Below are 17700 nucleotides of genomic sequence, written 5' to 3'. Positions count from 1 at the left end.
TCCTTCCCCCTTTTCGGTCACAATGTTATCCTTTGAGCGTATCCATTTCATCTACATGAACCGTCGTACGATTACGATACAAAGCAATTAAAATGGCGAGTCCTACCGCCGCCTCCGCTGCTGCTACAGCCATCGTAAACAGAGAGAAAATTTGCCCTGTTAAATTTGGGAACAAACCTAATTTACTAAACGCTACTAAATTCAAATTGGCCGCGTTAAGCATTAATTCAATACAAACTAATACAATCACTGTATTTCGCTTCGTTAAAGCTCCAAACAAACCGATGCAAAACAAAATAATCGCAAGCGTTAAATATGCAGAAGCTGGAACGCTACTCATTGGAATCCTCCTCTTTCTCATCCTTCTTCGCAAGTATAATCGCGCCAACAAGTGCTACAAGTAAAATGACTGATGTTAACTCAAATGGAATAATATATTTCGAATAGAGAAGTGTACCGATTTGAAGTGTGTTTTTTTCATGGAGAGGTAAACTTCCTTGTGTGCTTTCATTTGCAAAATCAATATTGTTAACAGCGAAATACATAACTGCCCCAAATGCTACAACCGCAAAGAAGATAATCCATTTTCGAAGAGTAAGACGCGATTCATTTTCTGCGTTATGTTGCGTTAACATAATGCCAAAAATCATAATAATTGTAATCGCACCGGAGTAAAGTAAAATTTGTGCAACTCCGATAAATTCGGCCGATAAAAGAAAGTACAAACCTGCGATACTAAGAAATGTCAGAACGAGAGCTAGCATCATATGCATGACTTTCGTTAAGTTCAACATAAGAACACCGCCGATAATTGCAGACAAGGATAGTATGAAGAATGCTACAAACTCGCCATTCATGCTTTATTCTCCTTCCTGACGTTTTCGTCGTTTTCGTCAAGCCACTGCAAATTTTTAAATAAATCATCACGTGAATATTCCGCGAGCTCAAAGTTATTTGTCATAACAATCGCCTCTGTCGGACAAACTTCTGTACATAAATCACACAGAATACAAATTTCAAAATTAATATCATACGTGTCGATAATTTTTCCTTTTTTCGTAGGATCCGGATGTTTTTTTCCTGTTAACTGAATACAGTCTGTCGGACAAATGTTGGAGCATTGGTTACAAACAATACACTTTTCTGGATAAAACTTTTGAATGCCTCGAAAGCGGTCTGGCAACGGCAACGGTTGATTCGGATAATCGTAAGTCACCTTCTTCTTACTCAAATTGCTTAATGTATATTTTAATCCTTTAAATAGTCCTTTCATCTCTTACTGGCACCCCCCTCATAGATTAGAAGAATAACTCCTTAATCAATGCCGTTAAGAAAATATTCGCAAGTGCAATTGGCAATAATACTTTCCAGCCAAACTCCATTAACTGGTCACCTCTTATACGCGGAAACGTAACGCGGAACCAAATTAATAGAAAGACTACACTGCTAAATTTCAAAGCAAACCATACAGCTCCTGGGATAAACCCAAGGAACATAACTGGATTCCATCCGCCTAAAAAGAGCACTGTAATTAAAGATGCCATTCCGAAGAAATATACGTACTCTGAAAGCATGAAAAACGCCCAGCGAAACCCTGAGTATTCCGTATGATATCCAGAAACAAGTTCCGACTCTGCTTCTGGTAAATCAAACGGCGTCCTATTTAACTCTGCTACCGCTGCGATTAAGAAAACGACGAAACCGATTGGCTGCACGAAAATGTACCAAACATTCTCCTGCGCTGCTACAATTTCATTTAAATTCAGGCTACCAGCTAACAAAACGACGCCAATTACACTCATTACAAGCGGAATTTCATAAGAAATCATTTGCGCTGCCGCACGCATCCCTCCTAAAAGGGAATATTTATTATTTGATGCCCACCCTCCGGTTACGACACCAATCGTCGTAATGCCAGAAACAGCAATGTAATACAGTAAGCCTACGCCAATATCCGCGAACTGAAATTTATCAGTAAACGGGATGACTGCAAGCACCATAAATGCCGGTGCGAATGCAATGACAGGCGCTAATATAAACAACGGTTTATCTGCCGCTTTCGGAATACTATCTTCTTTCAATAATAGTTTTAAAACATCAGCTACCGTTTGCAGCAAGCCGAATCGGCCCCCAACTTGGTTTGGTCCAATCCGCCCTTGCATAAAACCCATCACTTTCCGTTCTGCCAAAATACCATATGTAACGAAGCCAAGGACTGCAAATAATAGAAGCACCGCTAATCCGAAAAAAATGAAGAAATTCGTCCAGCTTGAAGGTGATTGTAAGAGCGTTTCAATCATTAGCCATCAACCTCCCCAAGTACAATATCAACTCCACCTAAAATCGTAATTAAATTGGCGATGTTTTCACCTTTCAATAACTTCGGTAAAATTTGCAAATTGTAAAAAGACGGCCTGCGAAACTTCAAGCGGTACGGCTCTTTCTTTCCATCACTAGCAATATAGCAACCAATCTCTCCTCGCGGCGATTCTATACGGACGAACGCTTCCCCTTTAGGCGCCTTAATGATTTTCGGCACTTTCGCTAGCACAGCTCCGTCTTTCGGGAACTGTTGGACAGCTTGCTCAACAATTTTTAATGACTCCTCAATCTCTTGCATGCGGCAAACGTAACGATCCCAAGCATCTCCCACACTCCCAACAGGAATATCGAAATCAAAACGATCATAAATGGAGTACGGTTCATCCTTGCGAAGATCCCAGTTTACTCCGGTACACCGCAAATTCGCTCCGCTTAAAGAATACGAAATCGCTTCTTCCGCGCTATATATACCAACGCCTTTTACGCGATTTAAGAAAATCTCATTACCGCTAACGAGATCATGATAACCTGCCAATTGCTCTCGCATATACGGAACAAACTCTTCCACTTTTTCAATCCAACCGTCCGGCGCATCCCACTTTACACCCCCGACTCTCATATAGTTAAAAGTAAGACGGGCACCGCATAATTCGTTTAATAAATTTATAATCATCTCTCGTTCACGAAACGCGTATAAAAACGGGCTGACCGCTCCTATATCAAGAAGATTTGTCCCCCACCAAACGAGGTGGCTCGCAATCCTTCCAAGCTCCATTGCAAGTACTCGTAAGTATTCGGCCCGCTCCGGGATTTCAAGCCCCATCATCGTCTCGACAGCATGGCAAATGACGTAGTTATTCGTCATGGCCGATAAATAGTCCATTCGATCTGTATAAGGGATAATTTGCGTATACTGTAAGCTCTCGGCAATCTTTTCGGTCCCGCGATGCAAATATCCAATAACTGGTGTAGCTTCTTTAATAATTTCCCCGTCAATCTTAATAACAAGCCTGAACACACCATGCGTACTCGGATGCTGAGGCCCTACATTCAAAAGCATTTCTTCCGTACGGATCATAAGCTACACCTCCACATCATACGGTTCATAATCTTTCCTAAGCGGATACCCTATCCAATCATCAGGCATTAAAATACGTGATAAATTCGGATGTCCCTTAAATACAATGCCGAGCAAATCATACGCTTCTCGCTCTGGCCAGTCCGCTCCTTTCCAAAGCGCTGCAACCGACTCTACTTCTGGTGCTTCCCTATCCAACTTCACCTTCACCGCTACTGACTGTTTCTTTCCATATGAAAATAAATGAACATATACTTCCATATGTGTCACAAAATCCGTCGCATGTAGCTCTGACATATAATCAAAAGCAAGTCCTTCATGGAATCGCAGTAATTCCATCACTTCATAATATTTTGCGGGATCCACAACAAGAGTCGGCACGTCTTTTGAAAGTTTATTAATGTAGGAATCTACTAATGCATCCTCTCCTTTTTCCCCCTTAATAAATTCAACATACTGATTTAAATACGGCTGATTCACGGATGGCTCTTCCGGCTTCAGCTCCTCTTCCTTCTTACCTTCAGCGCCCTTTGTCTTTGCTCTTGCAGCCGCAGCCGCTTTTGCTTTCGCTGCTGCTTTTGCCTTCGCCTTTTCATCTCCCGAATCCTCATCACCTTGAGAGGCCTTCTGCTTCGCTAACGCCGCTGCTTTTGCCTTTGCGGCCGCCACGGCCTTGGCTTTCGCCTTAGCCTTGTCCTCTTCCGTTACTTCTTCTGTTCCTTCTCTTTTTTGCTTTGCTAATGCTGCCGCTTTTGCTTTTGCCGCGGCGGCTGCACGTCGTTTTACTTCTTCCACAGTCATACCATCATTTTTTGGTAGCGCTTTCTCTTTTTCTCGATTTTCTTCCTCAAGTTTACTTATTTCCGCATCATGTTTCGCAACGAGACGCTTTCTCGCCTCTTCTTTCGCATGCCTAGCCGCTTCTCTTTTCAAATCCTCTAGGTCTTTATTTGGATCACTCATTTATTCGTCACCTGCTTTCCCGTCTTTGCCTCGTAACGAATTTTTTCTTTCAATTTATTAATTCCATAAATTAAAGCAGCAGGATTGGGTGGACAACCAGGAATATACACATCCACTGGTACAATTTGATCCACACCTTTCACAACAGCGTACGAATTTACATATGGGCCACCTGCTGTCGCACAAGATCCCATTGCAATAACCCATTTTGGTTCGGGCATTTGATCGTATAAACGCCGAACAATAGGAGCCATCTTCTTCGTTACTGTTCCCGACACAATCATAACGTCCGATTGCCTTGGCGATGTCCGAAAAAATGACCCAAATCGATCTAAATCGTAATGTGATGAACCTACTCCCATCATTTCAATTGCACAGCATGCCAGTCCGAATGTCATCGGCCATAAAGAATTGCTTCGTGCCCATCCTTTTAACTGCTCCAATGTAGAAAAAAAGATATTTCGTTCTAATTCCGCCCGCTCATTTGGATGTAATTCCTCAAAATTTATAACCATTGTAACACCTTCTTTTTCCAAGCATACGCTAATCCAACTAGCAACATTACAACAAAGATGAGCATTTCAATCAGTGCAAATAAACCGAGCTTGTCATATGCAACAGCCCATGGATATAAAAATAAAGTTTCTACATCAAAGATGACAAACAATAAAGCAAAAATATAATAACGAGCATGAAACCGAATATTTGCATCATGAAAAGGCTCAATCCCACTCTCATACGTCGTCGCTTTCGCTGCACTTGGTTTGTTTGGACGCAGCATCTTTCCTAATGTAAGAGCCACTACCGGCAGCAATATACCTAATAGCAAGAAAATCAAAACGATCATATAACTATTTTCATATACACTTGCCATTGTGAAACCCTCCCCCCTGAATTAAGAACAAGTTCACTTAGTAAACAATATGTCCTAGCTGCAGTAATTATTATTTTTAAATTTTTCTAAATAATGCAACTATTTTAATCATTATAGCAAACTTCAAATTCCTATGTCGATATATTGGGGACCGAAACGAGAATTATTAAAATCTATTTTTATAACTCGCTATACCTGTGTAAAATAAGTATAGAAATTATATATATGTTTCAAGAATCAATAAAAAATAAAAAGAGGAATTTATATGTATATACCGTGGGTGAGATAAATGAAAAAACAAACACATGTAAGTATTCTTATAAGCATTATATTGTTATCTATAGCGATTCATTACGTGGCAATGCCTTTTCTATATGAATACTCATTTCCTTTTCAAATATTAATTGGAATGAGTACCTTATTCATTGATATTATCGCTTGTAGTTATATACTTTATTTTTCAAATAGGAAAGAAGGGTTACCTCGTTTATTTTGGACCATTTTATCTGTTGGAACTCTCTCTTATTTCATTGGTGATATGGTCGTTGCCTATCAACGTTTAATTTTAAAGGACTATTATACATTCGTTGATCCGTCCGATTTTTTTTACTTACTTTTTTTAATTACCTTTGCATTTGCGTTTCTATATGAAATCATCTATAACCGCGATTTATTAGAAAAGCTTTTTATGATATGTGATATTTGTATTATTGTTACAGCACAATTCACTTTAAGTTACTACTTACTTATTGAACGCACCATTCACGTTTCTTCAACATCCTATATCGACATATTTGTTCAACTTACCTATCCAATGGCCGATTTGCTCTTTCTTCTCATAGGAATCAATCTGTTATTCAAGCCATTATCCTTATTATCCAAAAAAGTTGGTGCGCCTCTTGGCAGTGCTTTAATTTTATATGCTACTACAGATGCGATTTATGCTTATATCAAATACTTCATACCCGAGTATTCTATGTTTACAATTACTCCTCTCTATCAAGTAACTTTAGTACTAGTAGCAATCGCCTGTATTCTGCATACAAAAGAACCCGAAAGACAAGAGCAAGTACTATTAACACCTAAACTTGGGGAATCGATCAGATTGTCATTACCTTATATTTCTGTAGTAATGCTTATTGTTTTTATACTAGTTGAATATGTTTTTGCACCTATTGTAGTAATCGGGCTTATAATAACTTTCTCCTTCGTTCTCATACGCCATAGTTTAGTTCGAAAACAAAATAAAATATTATTACTAGCTCAAATGCAATTCAACTCAGAACTCGAAAAACAAATTGAACTACGTACAGAAGATTTAGTAGAACAAAAAAATGAACTATATCATAACCAACAGATGTTTAAATCTTTATACGAGCACCATCCAGATCCAATTTTCACATTAGACTTGTACGGTAATTTTCTCAACGTGAACAACGCTGGTACCACTTTACTCGGTTATCAAACGAATGAATTATTAAAGCAACCATACTATTCACTTACGTATGAAGAAGATTTGGAAGAAATCATTAATGCCTTTCATCGAGTAAAAAAAGGGAAATCTATTTCTTTAGAAGTACGGGCATATCATAAGAATAGGGATATTTACTACTTGCATGTTACAGCAGTTCCTATCTTTTTAAAGGATCATATTTCTGGTGTTTATTTAATGATTAAAGATATTACGGAAAGCAAACAACAACAAGAACAAATTAATTTTCTAGCATATCATGATACTTTAACAGAGCTTGCAAATCGCCGTGCATTTCATCAATATGTAGAACAAGCAATTGCTCGATCCGAAATATCAAAAAGGCCTTTTGCTGTTATGTTTCTCGACCTAGACCGCTTTAAGGTTATTAATGATACCCTCGGTCATAGGGTAGGAGACCTTCTATTAATTGCCGTAGCAAAAAGACTAGAAAGACTATCGACACCAAATATGAAGCTCGCCCGGCTAGCCGGGGATGAGTTCACAATCCTTATCGAAAATTATAAAAAAAGACCCGATGTGAAAAAAATAGCTGATACGATTGTAGCAGCCATGAACGAACCATTCGAAATTGAAAGTCAACATTTACAAATCTCACCGAGCATCGGGATTGCAATATATCCTGAAGCAGGTGAAGATCCATTATCCATTTTACAGCATGCTGATATGGCCATGTACGAAGCAAAAAATAAAGGAAAAAATGGTAGCTCCCTATACACGAAAGAATTGTATAAAAAAATGGAACGAAAAGCTCGAATTGAAAAAGATTTACCACTCGCTTTAGTAAACGAAGAGTTTTATCTCGTTTATCAACCACAAATTGATATTACGACGAAAAAGATTATTGGTGCTGAAGCATTACTACGCTGGAAACACCCACTCCTAGGTGACATTCCGCCATGTGAGTTCATTCCAATTGTAGAAGAGACGCCACAAGTCGTTCCGCTCGGTCATTGGGTATTAAAAGAATCTTGTCGCCAGTTAAAAATATGGCATACTTTCGGCTACACAGATTTAAAAATAAGTGTGAACTTATCCGCAAAAGAGTTTCAGCAAGAGAATTTAATCAACAACATTTCACAAATACTAACAGACATTAAAGTCGATCCAAAGCATGTAACACTTGAGCTAACAGAACGCATTGCAATGATTGATGAAAAAGAAACATTATCAAGACTAAAACAATTAAAGGAATATGGTATTCAAACGTCCATTGATGACTTCGGTACCGGCTATTCTTCTCTCGCTTATTTATCAATTTTCCCTATTGATACGTTAAAAGTACCGAGAGAATTTACACAACTAGCCGATCATCGACCTGAGGAAAGAGCTATCGTTTCCACTATCCTTTCCCTTGCAAATACTTTAAACCTCTCTGTCGTTGCTGAAGGAATTGAAACAGAAAAACAACTTAAGTTTCTACAAAAGAACAACTGTAAATATATGCAAGGTTACTATTTCAGTAAACCACTTACTAGTCATCAATTTATAAAATTTCTACAAAAAACACCCAGTATGAACCAATAGCTCATACTGGGTGTTTTTATAGTGTCGGAATTGTTTTCTCGTAATACTCCTCTGCAATTTCTTCATAAAAAGCTGCTGACGTCGTATAAAAATATGGAATTAGCCATAGGAATCCAATCCCTAACGTAATACAACTTAATATAAACCAACCAATAAAGCTTAAACATAAAATGAAATACTCCATCTTATGTCCATTCATCATACGACGACTTTCTGTAATAGCTTGATTTATGGAATAATCAGGATGATCATTTATTATAAAGTACGTCATCGCATAAGAAAATGATTTAATAATGCCTGGAATAATAAATAATAAAAACCATAAGAAAATATAAATGTTCACTACTATATATAATAAAAATGACTTTATAAACTTACTTCCTTCTGTAAACCATCTGAATATATGCCCAATACTCGCTTCTTTTTCACGAATGATATGTAGTGCTAAATGATAACCACCTAGCGTTAATGGACCTACCATCAATATTGTAATAACGTCTACTGAAAGTGAGTTATTTACTTCTTTCCAATCCCAAAATTGAAAGAAAATGAAATCAATACTAAAACTAAAAGCTGAAATAAGAATCGAAATCAGTAATGTTGCCCCGACAGCTAATCCCCATTTCCCTTCTAATGAATCTAGCGCTTCTCCTTTTAAATCACTAATCATATTGTTCCTCCTATACGTAATAACTCTATTAGTATAGCATGTTCCTACTACAATTCATCTTTTGAAAGATAGCGATAAAAATGCGCTGTCGTTGTACTCATATACGGGCTAAGCCAAAGAAAACCTATTCCAAGTGTTAAAATCGCTAAAATACCCCATCCTATAAAACTGAGCCATAAAAGAAATAAATCTAACTTATGTCCCTTCATAAGATGCTTACTTTCTTTCATTGCTCGTGACACACTATACTCTGGATTTTCAATCATTACATAGTACGTCATCGCATAAGAAAAATACATCACAATCATAACAACGATTGAAATAGCTAATAGTACAAAGAAAGCGATAGTAAACGACGTATTTCCTTCTTCACCGAAAAATGCGAATAAGGCTACTAGCAACATTGGAATCCATGTACCTGTATATAACAAAATCGCAAGCATTGCCCACATCGTTTTCATCATTCTTTTAAAGCCACGAAACCCTTCGAATAAGTGATCTACTTTAGCACCTTCTCGTTTACTCATCTGTAAAAATACATTTGTATAACCGTATGATGTAATTCCATACGATGCGTTACTCAAAATTATTATGATGCAATAAAAAATACCAAATGTAATACCTGCTCCAATTGATATTGTTTCCTCTTCAAGTGAACCTGTTAAACCAGCAAATAGTAAAAATATAATAACTCCTGGAATTAAAAGTATAAGCATTGCAGCCATTGAAACAACATAACTTAAAATAAAATATAAAATCGTTGATCCAACACCTAGTCCCCATTTTCCCTTTAAAGAGTGCAACGCTTCTCGTTTCATTTCACCGATCATTTATTCATCCCCTTTATAAATTGTTGTACATTCTCTACTTATACAAGCATCAATATAATTATACCATTTTTGTAAAATTATCCATGAACTACACAAAAAAATCCGTAAAGGCAAAGCCTTTACGGATTTTTTATTTCATATCGGAAACGTTTAAACGGTTCACAGCACGTTGTAATGCCATTTCTGCACGTCTAAAGTCAACATGTGCTTGTTTATCTTGCATACGTTGCTCAGCGCGACGCTTCGCTTCATTTGCACGATGGATATCGATATGGTTTGCTTCTTCAGCAGATGATGATAATACAGTTACTTTATCTGGACGAACTTCGATAAAGCCACCGCTTACTGCTACATAATCAGTGTGTCCACCATGTTTCAGACGAACTGCACTAATTTTTAATGGTGCAACAGTTGGAATGTGACCTGGTAAGATCCCCATTTCCCCACTCTCTGCTTTTACGCTTACCATTTCTACTTCTTTTTCGTAAACCGGTCCATCAGGAGTTACAATACTGACTGGAAATGTCTTCATAATTCGTCCCTCCTAAGGCCTTACGCCATCATTTTCTTCGCGTTTTCAATAACTTCTTCAATACCACCTACAAGACGGAATGCATCTTCTGGAAGGTCATCATATTTTCCTTCTAGAATTTCTTTAAATCCGCTAACTGTATTTTTTACAGGTACGTAAGAACCTTTTTGACCTGTAAACTGCTCAGCTACGTGGAAGTTTTGAGATAAGAAGAATTGAATACGACGAGCACGATGTACAACTAACTTATCTTCTTCAGATAACTCATCCATACCTAAGATAGCAATGATATCTTGAAGCTCTTTATAACGCTGTAAAGTTTGCTGTACTTGACGAGCTACTTCATAATGCTCTTCTCCTACGATTTCTGGAGAAAGTGCACGAGATGTAGATGCTAATGGATCTACGGCTGGGTAAATACCCATTTGTGTTAAACGACGCTCTAAGTTTGTTGTTGCATCTAAGTGAGCGAACGTTGTAGCTGGTGCTGGATCCGTATAGTCATCGGCTGGTACATATACCGCTTGGATAGACGTGATAGACCCTTTATTTGTAGAAGTAATACGCTCTTGTAATTGACCCATTTCTGTTGCAAGTGTCGGTTGGTAACCTACCGCAGATGGCATACGACCAAGAAGGGCAGATACTTCAGAACCTGCTTGCGTGAAACGGAAGATGTTATCGATGAACAATAGTACGTCTTGTCCTTGCTCATCACGGAAATGTTCAGCCATTGTTAAACCTGTTAATGCAACACGTTGACGTGCTCCAGGTGGCTCATTCATTTGTCCGAATACCATCGCAGTTTTCTTAATTACGCCAGAATCGCTCATTTCGTGGTATAAATCGTTACCCTCACGAGTACGCTCACCTACACCAGCGAATACAGAGATACCACCGTGTTCTTGGGCGATGTTGTTAATTAATTCCTGAATTAATACAGTTTTACCTACACCGGCACCACCGAATAGACCGATCTTACCACCCTTAATGTAAGGAGCAAGTAAGTCTACTACTTTAATACCAGTTTCAAGAATTTCTACTTTAGTAGATAATTCTTCGAATGCAGGTGCTTGACGGTGAATTGGATCACGGCGTACATCGGCAGGAACCTCACCATCTAAGTCAATTGCATCACCTAATACGTTAAATACGCGACCAAGTGTTGCATCACCAACTGGTACAGAGATTGCTTTACCAGTATCTTCTACTTCTGTACCACGAACAAGTCCGTCTGTGGAAGACATTGCAACTGTACGAACTGTATCATCACCTAAATGAAGTGCAACTTCAAATGTTAAGTTAATGCTTGTTCCGTTTTCGTTGCTTTGTTTTACCGTAAGGGCGTTGTAGATTTCTGGTAGCTTTCCGCCATCAAACTTAACGTCTACAACCGGACCCATGATTTGCGTAACGCGCCCTTTATTCATCGGGTTCCCTCCTAGCTTTCTTTTAATTAGCCAACTTGCTACGAGCAGTTAGCTTTTAATTTTTTATTGGTTTATAGCTTACGCGACTCTTTTGAAAGAGTCGCCTACGCTTTTTATTACTACTCTAACGCTGCTGCTCCACCAACGATTTCCGTAATTTCTTGCGTAATCGCTGCCTGACGCGCACGGTTGAATGAAAGTGTAAGTGAATCGATAACTTCCATCGCGTTGTCTGTAGCACTCTTCATTGCTGTCATACGCGCTGCGTGTTCACTTGCTTTACCGTCTAGTAATGCACCGTACACTAAGCTTTCTGCGTATTGTGGCAATAGTACTTTTAAAATTTCTTCTTCAGAAGGTTCGAATTCATAAGCTGTCGTCGGTTTGTCAGACGCCACATCAGTAAGCGGTAAAATTTTATTTTCCGTTACTTCTTGTGAAATTTTACTTACGTAATGGTTGTAGTAAATATACAGCTCATCATAAGCACCATCTGCAAACATCGCAATTGCTCGAGAAGCAAGATCTTTAATATCAGTAAATGATGGGTGGTCAGATAGTCCAACTACTTCATCAATGATATTAAAGCCGCGACGTTTTAAATAATCACGTCCTAGTCGGCCAAGCACAATAATTGAATATTGGTTTGAATCCATATTATGACGTTCACGAATTACGTTACTTACTGTACGTAATACGTTACTGTTATAACCACCTGCTAGTCCGCGATCAGATGTAATAACGATGTACCCTGTACGCTTTACAGGACGCGCATTTAGCATCGGATGATTAATTCCTTTACTTCCTTGCGCAATGCTCGCTACTACTTCTTGAATCTTTTCCATATACGGAACGAAAGATTTAGCATTTTGCTCTGCACGGTTTAACTTAGATGCAGATACCATCTCCATTGCTTTCGTAATTTGACTCGTTTTCTTTGTCGAGTTAATCTTCGCTTTTATATCGCGTAAAGATGCCACAGGTTTTCACCACCTTTTTTCCGGAAGTTGGCACGATTAGTAAGAATTCTCTTCCTAATCTACGTTGCAAGATATTCTTGCTCATGATTGAAGGAAAAGAATAGGTGCACCTACTCTTTTCCTTTACATAACCGTCAGCAATCTCAAAACTTGAGATGCCTTTTATATATTATCTAGCTCCAGTGGCTTGAACGAGCCTCTGGAGCTTTTATTCATTACTCAGAAGCTACGAATACTTTTTTAAATCTATTAATAGCTGCTGCAAATTTGTCGTCATCCGCAAGTTTCTTAGTTGTGCGGATTTCTTCTAATAAGTCAGTCGCATTAGAATCTAACCAAGCATGGAATTCTTCTTCGAAACGAGTGATATCTACTACTGGGATATCATCTAGGAATCCACGTGTTAAAGCGTAAAGAATGATAACTTGTTTCTCTACACGTAATGGTTTGTGTAATCCTTGTTTTAATACCTCAACAGTACGAGCACCACGGTTTAGTTTCGCTTGAGTTGCTTTATCAAGGTCAGAACCGAACTGAGCGAACGCTTCTAACTCACGGTAAGATGCAAGGTCAAGACGAAGTGTACCTGATACTTTACTCATTGCTTTAATCTGAGCAGATCCACCTACACGAGATACAGAAGTACCCGCATCGATTGCTGGACGTACGCCAGAGAAGAATAGGTCAGATTGTAAGAAGATTTGTCCATCCGTAATAGAAATTACGTTTGTTGGGATGTAAGCTGATACGTCCCCTGCTTGTGTTTCGATGAAAGGTAGTGCAGTTAAAGAACCGCCGCCTCTTGCATCACTTAATTTTGCTGCACGCTCTAATAAGCGAGAATGTAAGTAGAATACATCCCCTGGATATGCTTCACGACCTGGAGGACGACGTAATAGTAATGAAAGCTCACGGTAAGCCGCTGCTTGTTTTGATAAGTCATCATATACTACTAATACGTGTTTACCATTGTACATGAACTCTTCACCCATTGTTACACCAGCATAAGCAGCTAAGTATAATAATGGAGCTGGTTGAGAAGCTGATGCAGTTACAACGATTGTGTAATCTAATGCACCGTGCTTACGTAGTGTTTCTACTACGTTACGTACAGTTGATTCTTTTTGTCCGATAGCTACATAGATACAAATCATATCTTCATCTTTTTGGTTAATGATTGTATCAAGTGCAACTGCTGTTTTACCTGTTTGACGGTCACCAATGATTAACTCACGTTGACCACGGCCAATTGGTACAAGAGCATCGATCGCTTTAATACCTGTTTGAAGTGGCTCATGAACAGATTTACGATCCATTACACCTGGTGCTGGACTTTCGATTGGACGAGTGTTTGTTGTATTGATTGGGCCTAAACCATCAACTGGTTGACCTAATGGGTTTACAACACGACCGATTAGTTCTTTTCCTACTGGTACTTGCATGATGCGACCAGTACGACGAACTTCGTCACCTTCACGAATTTCTGTGTAAGGTCCTAAAATAATGATACCTACGTTGTTTTCCTCTAAGTTTTGTGCTAGTCCCATAACGCCGTTAGAGAACTCTACAAGTTCACCAGCCATAACGTTATCAAGACCATGAGCACGCGCAATACCGTCACCAACTTGGATAACTGTACCAACATCACTAACTTCGATTTCAGACTGATAGTTCTCGATTTGTTGCTTTATCAGTGCGCTAATTTCTTCAGCTCTGATGCTCATGTGCTTCACCCCTATCTATTCTTCATTAATTCACGCTGAATACGTGCTAATTTTCCTTGTAAGCTTCCGTCGTAAATGCGATTTCCAATACGTACTTTAATGCCGCCTAGTAAATCTTCATCTACAACATTTTTTACGCGAATTGCATCTTTTCCCGTTCTCTTTGCAAATGCTTCTGCAATGTTAAGCTTCTCTTCTTCTGATAGAAGACGAGTAGAATATACAGTTGCGTCGGCTACGTTACGTTCTTCATTAGCAAGAACAACATATTCATCTGCAATTTCAGGTAAGATATCAATGCGTTTGTTATCAATTAAAATATATAACGTATTTAAAATAGATTCAGAAACAGATCCGAATACGTTCGCAAGAAACGTTTTCTTCTGCTCTTTTGAAATGTTCGGTTGCGTTAAAAAGCTATGTAGTTCTCCGTTCTTTACATAAACGTTTTGTACAAGGCGTAATTCCTCTTCAAACATTTCTAATACGTGTTTTTCTTTTGCAATTTTAAAAAGAGCGACAGCATAACGTTTTGCTACAATCCCATTGCTCATCGCGCTTCTCCTACTTCTTTAATATAATCGCGAATTAACTTAACTTGATCTTCTTCTTTTAACTCTTTTTCAATTACTTTAGAAGCAATTTGAACAGATAAAGAAGCGACTTGTTCTTGTAAAGCAGCAATCGCTTGCTCTTTTTCGCGTTGAATTTCTTGTACAGCAGATGCTTTAATTGATTCTGCTTCTTCTTTCGCAGCAGCAACAATAACATCTTTTTGATCTACAGCTTGTTTTTTCGCTCTTTCGATTAACTCTTGTGCTTCAACACGCGATTGTTTTAACATTTCACGTTGTTCTTCTACTAATTTCTTCGCTTCAGCGTTACTTCTTTCTGCAGCGTCGATTTCATTAGTAACATGCTCTTCACGCTCTTTCATAATTCCCATTAAAGGGCCCCACGCGAATTTGCGTAGCATTACTAATAGAAGTAAGAAAATGAACAATGTATAAGCAATCGTTCCAAATGGAATGGAAGCCCCTAATAATAAAGTTGGCACAAGGATTCACTCCCTTCAAAATATCTAAATTGATCATATGAAAAAAAAAGACATACGTTTCGTTCATAAAGCAATGGCGAAGAAAGTTCGGAAAAACACTCTTCGCCATCTATGTAAGGGGAGTCTCCCTTATTTGTTCATTACGATGAATGCAATAACTACACCGATGATTGGAAGTGCCTCAACTAAAGCAACCCCGATGAACATAATTGTTTGAAGCGCGCCTTTTAATTCTGGTTGACGAGCAACACCTTCGATTGTACGTGATACGATAAGACCGTTACCAATACCTGCACCTAATGCTGATAAACCAATTGCAATTGCAGCTGCGATTACACCTAAACTCATTTAATTTGTCCTCCTTTGTATTATAAAAAAATAAATTTTTTCTTACTTAAATTATATTAATGGTCATGGCTTACTTTATGAGCCATATAAACCATCGTTAACATAACGAAAATAAATGACTGGATTGATCCAACGAATACACTGAATCCCATCCATGCTAACATTGGTACAAGCGCACCTAATGCTCCAAGGAATGATGCCCCGCCTAACTTAGCAAGTAATCCTAATAAGATCTCACCTGCATAAATGTTACCGAATAAACGAAGACCTAACGTTAATGTGTTAGCAAACTCCTCAATAACCTTTAATGGGAATAAGAATTTCATAGGTTGGAAATAACCTTTTACGTATTCTTTCGTACCCTTCATCTTAATTCCATAATAATGGGTGAGGGTAACTACCATCACGGCTAATGTTAATGTAACTGCTGGATCAGACGTTGGTGATCTCCACCATGCAATATGTTCGCCAGCCTCAACTGTTGAATACATGAATGGTAAACCAAGGAAGTTCGATACGATGATAAACATGATAAGCGTAACGCCAAGCGTTAAGAAACGTCCACCTGTTTTCCAGTCCATCGTACTATTGATAATCCCTTTCACGAAGTCAAACACCCATTCCATGAAGTTTTGCATCCCGGTTGGGCGAAGGGCTAAACTGCGAGTTCCGATAACAGCGATTAAGAAAACTATAACTGCTGCTACAGTAACCATCATAACTGATGACAAATCGAACGTTAAACCTAGAAATTTAACTAATTTACCGTGTTCCACTAGTAATTCACCTCTCTTCCCTGCTCTTATACTCTAAATAAAGAAAATCTATGATCATGACAAGGTATCCTGTCAGCAATCCTACACCTAGGCCCCACATCGCGATTAACTCTTGATATTTGGCTGCAAATAAAATTAATAATCCAATCGTGGCGAATCTCGAATATGTACTTACCGCTGTCGCCTTAAACTTCACGTTTTCTCCATTTGTTACGCGATCCAACAGCTTGTCTGTTCTACGTGCAATGATGCGCAAACTAAGAAAACTGAAAATCGTTCCGATAATCAGCCCAAGAAATACATCCTTGTAAGAGGTGAATCCCCATCCTAGCACTAGAAGCGCAAGCAAGTAGTACATATATTTCTTTTGTCTTTGGACAAGTCCATGTACGTCTATCATCATTGCTCTCCCGAATAGTAATGTCGAATGAGTCGAATCATTGCGTATATCCCTGTTCCTAATCCGAGTAATAACCCTATAATAAGAAACAATGGAAACGTTCCAACCTTACTATCAATCCACTGCCCACCAAAGATTCCAATAAGAATAGAACCGACTAACTGAGCAAGAATACCTGACATTAAAGCATAAGCTTTTATATGGCTGCGATCGTTTTTTTGCAAGGATTCATCCCTCCAATATGTAACCCTCATTCACGATGTGTTAATAATAACTCATTTTTTTGCATAAATCCTATACAAATTAAAAAGTTTACATTTTCGTCACGGAATAGATGTATTTTTGTCACTGAAAGCCCTACCATCTATCCCCGTTGTTAGCATACAATAGGGTATTAACAGTGTCAACGAGAAATCGTAAAAAATCAAAAAATTTGAGTATTAGTCATTTCCTCCCAAAAATGAAAACGTTCCCCTTCTAAATACTGGTTAGAGATATGCAATTTCTAGCAGTTTTCTCATTATAATAGAAGGAAATGTTCACAAGTTTGTCACTATTATATTTTTACGATATAACGCTTTCCTTCCATAATATAGTGCTCTTTAGACGTAAGACTTCTATATTATATGTGGTGTGTATTCAACTTATGTTGTATATACTATGTATATTTATCCCCCCTCCCCTACCTCATCATAGT

General features: G+C 38.3%; 22 protein-coding genes. 1 reads left to right on the top strand and 21 read right to left on the bottom strand.

From position 1 onward, the window contains the following. Positions 1–25 precede the first annotated feature (25 nt). The 8 genes from nuoK to nuoA are packed head-to-tail and all read right to left on the bottom strand — an operon-like array spanning position 26 to position 5237. Positions 26–340, bottom strand: a complete 315-nt coding sequence (nuoK, locus tag CER22_RS04340; protein WP_000100078.1) for an NADH-quinone oxidoreductase subunit NuoK — start codon at positions 338–340, stop codon at positions 26–28. Next, positions 333–857: an NADH-quinone oxidoreductase subunit J gene (locus tag CER22_RS04335; RefSeq protein WP_001012824.1), complete on the bottom strand. Its 525-nt coding sequence runs from the start codon at positions 855–857 to the stop codon at positions 333–335. Before CER22_RS04335 ends, nuoK begins: the two co-directional genes overlap by 8 nt. After that, a complete protein-coding gene (nuoI, locus tag CER22_RS04330; RefSeq protein WP_000677191.1) occupies positions 854–1273 on the bottom strand; it encodes an NADH-quinone oxidoreductase subunit NuoI in 420 nt (139 codons plus the stop codon). Before nuoI ends, CER22_RS04335 begins: the two co-directional genes overlap by 4 nt. A gap of 25 nt (positions 1274–1298) precedes the next feature. Then, positions 1299–2300 carry an NADH-quinone oxidoreductase subunit NuoH gene (nuoH, locus tag CER22_RS04325; RefSeq protein WP_000573437.1) on the bottom strand — a complete coding sequence of 334 codons (1002 nt, stop codon included), beginning with the start codon at positions 2298–2300 and terminating at the stop codon, positions 1299–1301. Beyond that, complete coding sequence (nuoD, locus tag CER22_RS04320) at positions 2300–3400, bottom strand: NADH-quinone oxidoreductase subunit NuoD (RefSeq protein ID WP_000621434.1); 1101 nt, start codon at positions 3398–3400, stop codon at positions 2300–2302. Before nuoD ends, nuoH begins: the two co-directional genes overlap by 1 nt. A 3-nt stretch (positions 3401–3403) precedes the next feature. After that, complete coding sequence (locus tag CER22_RS04315; RefSeq protein WP_088608238.1) at positions 3404–4363, bottom strand: NADH-quinone oxidoreductase subunit C; 960 nt, start codon at positions 4361–4363, stop codon at positions 3404–3406. Then, positions 4360–4878, bottom strand: coding sequence for an NADH-quinone oxidoreductase subunit NuoB (gene nuoB / locus CER22_RS04310; protein WP_000236331.1), 519 nt, complete (start codon positions 4876–4878; stop codon positions 4360–4362). Before nuoB ends, CER22_RS04315 begins: the two co-directional genes overlap by 4 nt. After that, complete coding sequence (gene nuoA, locus CER22_RS04305; protein WP_000179270.1) at positions 4869–5237, bottom strand: NADH-quinone oxidoreductase subunit NuoA; 369 nt, start codon at positions 5235–5237, stop codon at positions 4869–4871. Before nuoA ends, nuoB begins: the two co-directional genes overlap by 10 nt. 289 nt (positions 5238–5526) lie before the next feature. Here nuoA and CER22_RS04300 point away from each other — a divergent pair, with 289 nt between their 5' ends. Then, positions 5527–8256, top strand: a complete 2730-nt coding sequence (locus CER22_RS04300) for a putative bifunctional diguanylate cyclase/phosphodiesterase (RefSeq protein ID WP_088608237.1) — start codon at positions 5527–5529, stop codon at positions 8254–8256. A gap of 16 nt (positions 8257–8272) precedes the next feature. On the opposite strand, the gene CER22_RS04295 is transcribed toward CER22_RS04300, so the two are convergent. The 13 genes from CER22_RS04295 to CER22_RS04235 form a co-directional block, all read right to left on the bottom strand. Further along, complete coding sequence (locus tag CER22_RS04295) at positions 8273–8926, bottom strand: DUF975 family protein (RefSeq protein WP_088608236.1); 654 nt, start codon at positions 8924–8926, stop codon at positions 8273–8275. A gap of 47 nt (positions 8927–8973) precedes the next feature. Then, positions 8974–9756 (bottom strand): DUF975 family protein, encoded by a 783-nt coding sequence (locus CER22_RS04290; protein WP_046955511.1) that lies wholly within the window; start codon positions 9754–9756, stop codon positions 8974–8976. A gap of 130 nt (positions 9757–9886) precedes the next feature. Next, positions 9887–10288 (bottom strand): F0F1 ATP synthase subunit epsilon, encoded by a 402-nt coding sequence (gene atpC, locus CER22_RS04285; protein WP_000847206.1) that lies wholly within the window; start codon positions 10286–10288, stop codon positions 9887–9889. A gap of 20 nt (positions 10289–10308) precedes the next feature. After that, positions 10309–11718 carry a F0F1 ATP synthase subunit beta gene (atpD, locus tag CER22_RS04280; protein WP_001032603.1) on the bottom strand — a complete coding sequence of 470 codons (1410 nt, stop codon included), beginning with the start codon at positions 11716–11718 and terminating at the stop codon, positions 10309–10311. A 119-nt stretch (positions 11719–11837) separates the two neighbouring features. Further along, the gene (gene atpG / locus CER22_RS04275) at positions 11838–12698 is read right to left on the bottom strand and encodes a F0F1 ATP synthase subunit gamma (protein ID WP_000157696.1); all 861 of its coding nucleotides are present in this window, start codon (positions 12696–12698) and stop codon (positions 11838–11840) included. Positions 12699–12913: 215 nt separating this feature from the next. Beyond that, the gene (gene atpA / locus CER22_RS04270; protein ID WP_088608235.1) at positions 12914–14422 is read right to left on the bottom strand and encodes a F0F1 ATP synthase subunit alpha; all 1509 of its coding nucleotides are present in this window, start codon (positions 14420–14422) and stop codon (positions 12914–12916) included. Positions 14423–14433: 11 nt separating this feature from the next. Beyond that, positions 14434–14976: a F0F1 ATP synthase subunit delta gene (gene atpH / locus CER22_RS04265; protein ID WP_000064683.1), complete on the bottom strand. Its 543-nt coding sequence runs from the start codon at positions 14974–14976 to the stop codon at positions 14434–14436. Then, positions 14973–15479, bottom strand: coding sequence for a F0F1 ATP synthase subunit B (gene atpF / locus CER22_RS04260; RefSeq protein ID WP_001142625.1), 507 nt, complete (start codon positions 15477–15479; stop codon positions 14973–14975). Before atpF ends, atpH begins: the two co-directional genes overlap by 4 nt. 129 nt (positions 15480–15608) lie before the next feature. Beyond that, a complete protein-coding gene (gene atpE, locus CER22_RS04255; RefSeq protein ID WP_000052064.1) occupies positions 15609–15827 on the bottom strand; it encodes a F0F1 ATP synthase subunit C in 219 nt (72 codons plus the stop codon). Positions 15828–15883: 56 nt separating this feature from the next. Further along, a complete protein-coding gene (atpB, locus tag CER22_RS04250) occupies positions 15884–16603 on the bottom strand; it encodes a F0F1 ATP synthase subunit A (RefSeq protein WP_048542682.1) in 720 nt (239 codons plus the stop codon). A gap of 7 nt (positions 16604–16610) precedes the next feature. After that, positions 16611–17003, bottom strand: coding sequence for an ATP synthase subunit I (locus tag CER22_RS04245; protein WP_000567600.1), 393 nt, complete (start codon positions 17001–17003; stop codon positions 16611–16613). Beyond that, a complete protein-coding gene (locus CER22_RS04240; RefSeq protein ID WP_001171220.1) occupies positions 17003–17227 on the bottom strand; it encodes an AtpZ/AtpI family protein in 225 nt (74 codons plus the stop codon). Before CER22_RS04240 ends, CER22_RS04245 begins: the two co-directional genes overlap by 1 nt. Positions 17228–17253: 26 nt before the next feature. Continuing rightward, positions 17254–17367, bottom strand: coding sequence for a DUF4024 domain-containing protein (locus CER22_RS04235; RefSeq protein ID WP_048542683.1), 114 nt, complete (start codon positions 17365–17367; stop codon positions 17254–17256). Positions 17368–17700: the final 333 nt, after the last annotated feature.

It is taken from the genome of Bacillus sp. K2I17, from assembly GCF_002209985.1.
GTDB lineage: Bacteria > Bacillota > Bacilli > Bacillales > Bacillaceae_G > Bacillus_A > Bacillus_A wiedmannii.
Note: the sequence above shows the minus strand (reverse complement) of the source record. Positions and strands in the feature narration are given on the sequence as shown.

Excerpts from the sequence above, each read along its gene's own strand:
- nuoK (WP_000100078.1), bottom strand. The coding sequence starts at position 340 with ATGAGTAGCGTTCCAGCTTCTGCATATTTAACGCTTGCGATTATTTTG.
- CER22_RS04335 (WP_001012824.1), bottom strand. The coding sequence starts at position 857 with ATGAATGGCGAGTTTGTAGCATTCTTCATACTATCCTTGTCTGCAATT.
- nuoI (WP_000677191.1), bottom strand. The coding sequence starts at position 1,273 with ATGAAAGGACTATTTAAAGGATTAAAATATACATTAAGCAATTTGAGT.
- nuoH (WP_000573437.1), bottom strand. The coding sequence starts at position 2,300 with ATGATTGAAACGCTCTTACAATCACCTTCAAGCTGGACGAATTTCTTC.
- nuoD (WP_000621434.1), bottom strand. The coding sequence starts at position 3,400 with ATGATCCGTACGGAAGAAATGCTTTTGAATGTAGGGCCTCAGCATCCG.
- CER22_RS04315 (WP_088608238.1), bottom strand. The coding sequence starts at position 4,363 with ATGAGTGATCCAAATAAAGACCTAGAGGATTTGAAAAGAGAAGCGGCT.
- nuoB (WP_000236331.1), bottom strand. The coding sequence starts at position 4,878 with ATGGTTATAAATTTTGAGGAATTACATCCAAATGAGCGGGCGGAATTA.
- nuoA (WP_000179270.1), bottom strand. The coding sequence starts at position 5,237 with ATGGCAAGTGTATATGAAAATAGTTATATGATCGTTTTGATTTTCTTG.
- CER22_RS04300 (WP_088608237.1), top strand. The coding sequence starts at position 5,527 with ATGAAAAAACAAACACATGTAAGTATTCTTATAAGCATTATATTGTTA.
- CER22_RS04295 (WP_088608236.1), bottom strand. The coding sequence starts at position 8,926 with ATGATTAGTGATTTAAAAGGAGAAGCGCTAGATTCATTAGAAGGGAAA.
- CER22_RS04290 (WP_046955511.1), bottom strand. The coding sequence starts at position 9,756 with ATGATCGGTGAAATGAAACGAGAAGCGTTGCACTCTTTAAAGGGAAAA.
- atpC (WP_000847206.1), bottom strand. The coding sequence starts at position 10,288 with ATGAAGACATTTCCAGTCAGTATTGTAACTCCTGATGGACCGGTTTAC.
- atpD (WP_001032603.1), bottom strand. The coding sequence starts at position 11,718 with ATGAATAAAGGGCGCGTTACGCAAATCATGGGTCCGGTTGTAGACGTT.
- atpA (WP_088608235.1), bottom strand. The coding sequence starts at position 14,422 with ATGAGCATCAGAGCTGAAGAAATTAGCGCACTGATAAAGCAACAAATC.
- atpH (WP_000064683.1), bottom strand. The coding sequence starts at position 14,976 with ATGAGCAATGGGATTGTAGCAAAACGTTATGCTGTCGCTCTTTTTAAA.
- atpE (WP_000052064.1), bottom strand. The coding sequence starts at position 15,827 with ATGAGTTTAGGTGTAATCGCAGCTGCAATTGCAATTGGTTTATCAGCA.
- CER22_RS04245 (WP_000567600.1), bottom strand. The coding sequence starts at position 17,003 with ATGATAGACGTACATGGACTTGTCCAAAGACAAAAGAAATATATGTAC.
- CER22_RS04235 (WP_048542683.1), bottom strand. The coding sequence starts at position 17,367 with ATGGTAGGGCTTTCAGTGACAAAAATACATCTATTCCGTGACGAAAAT.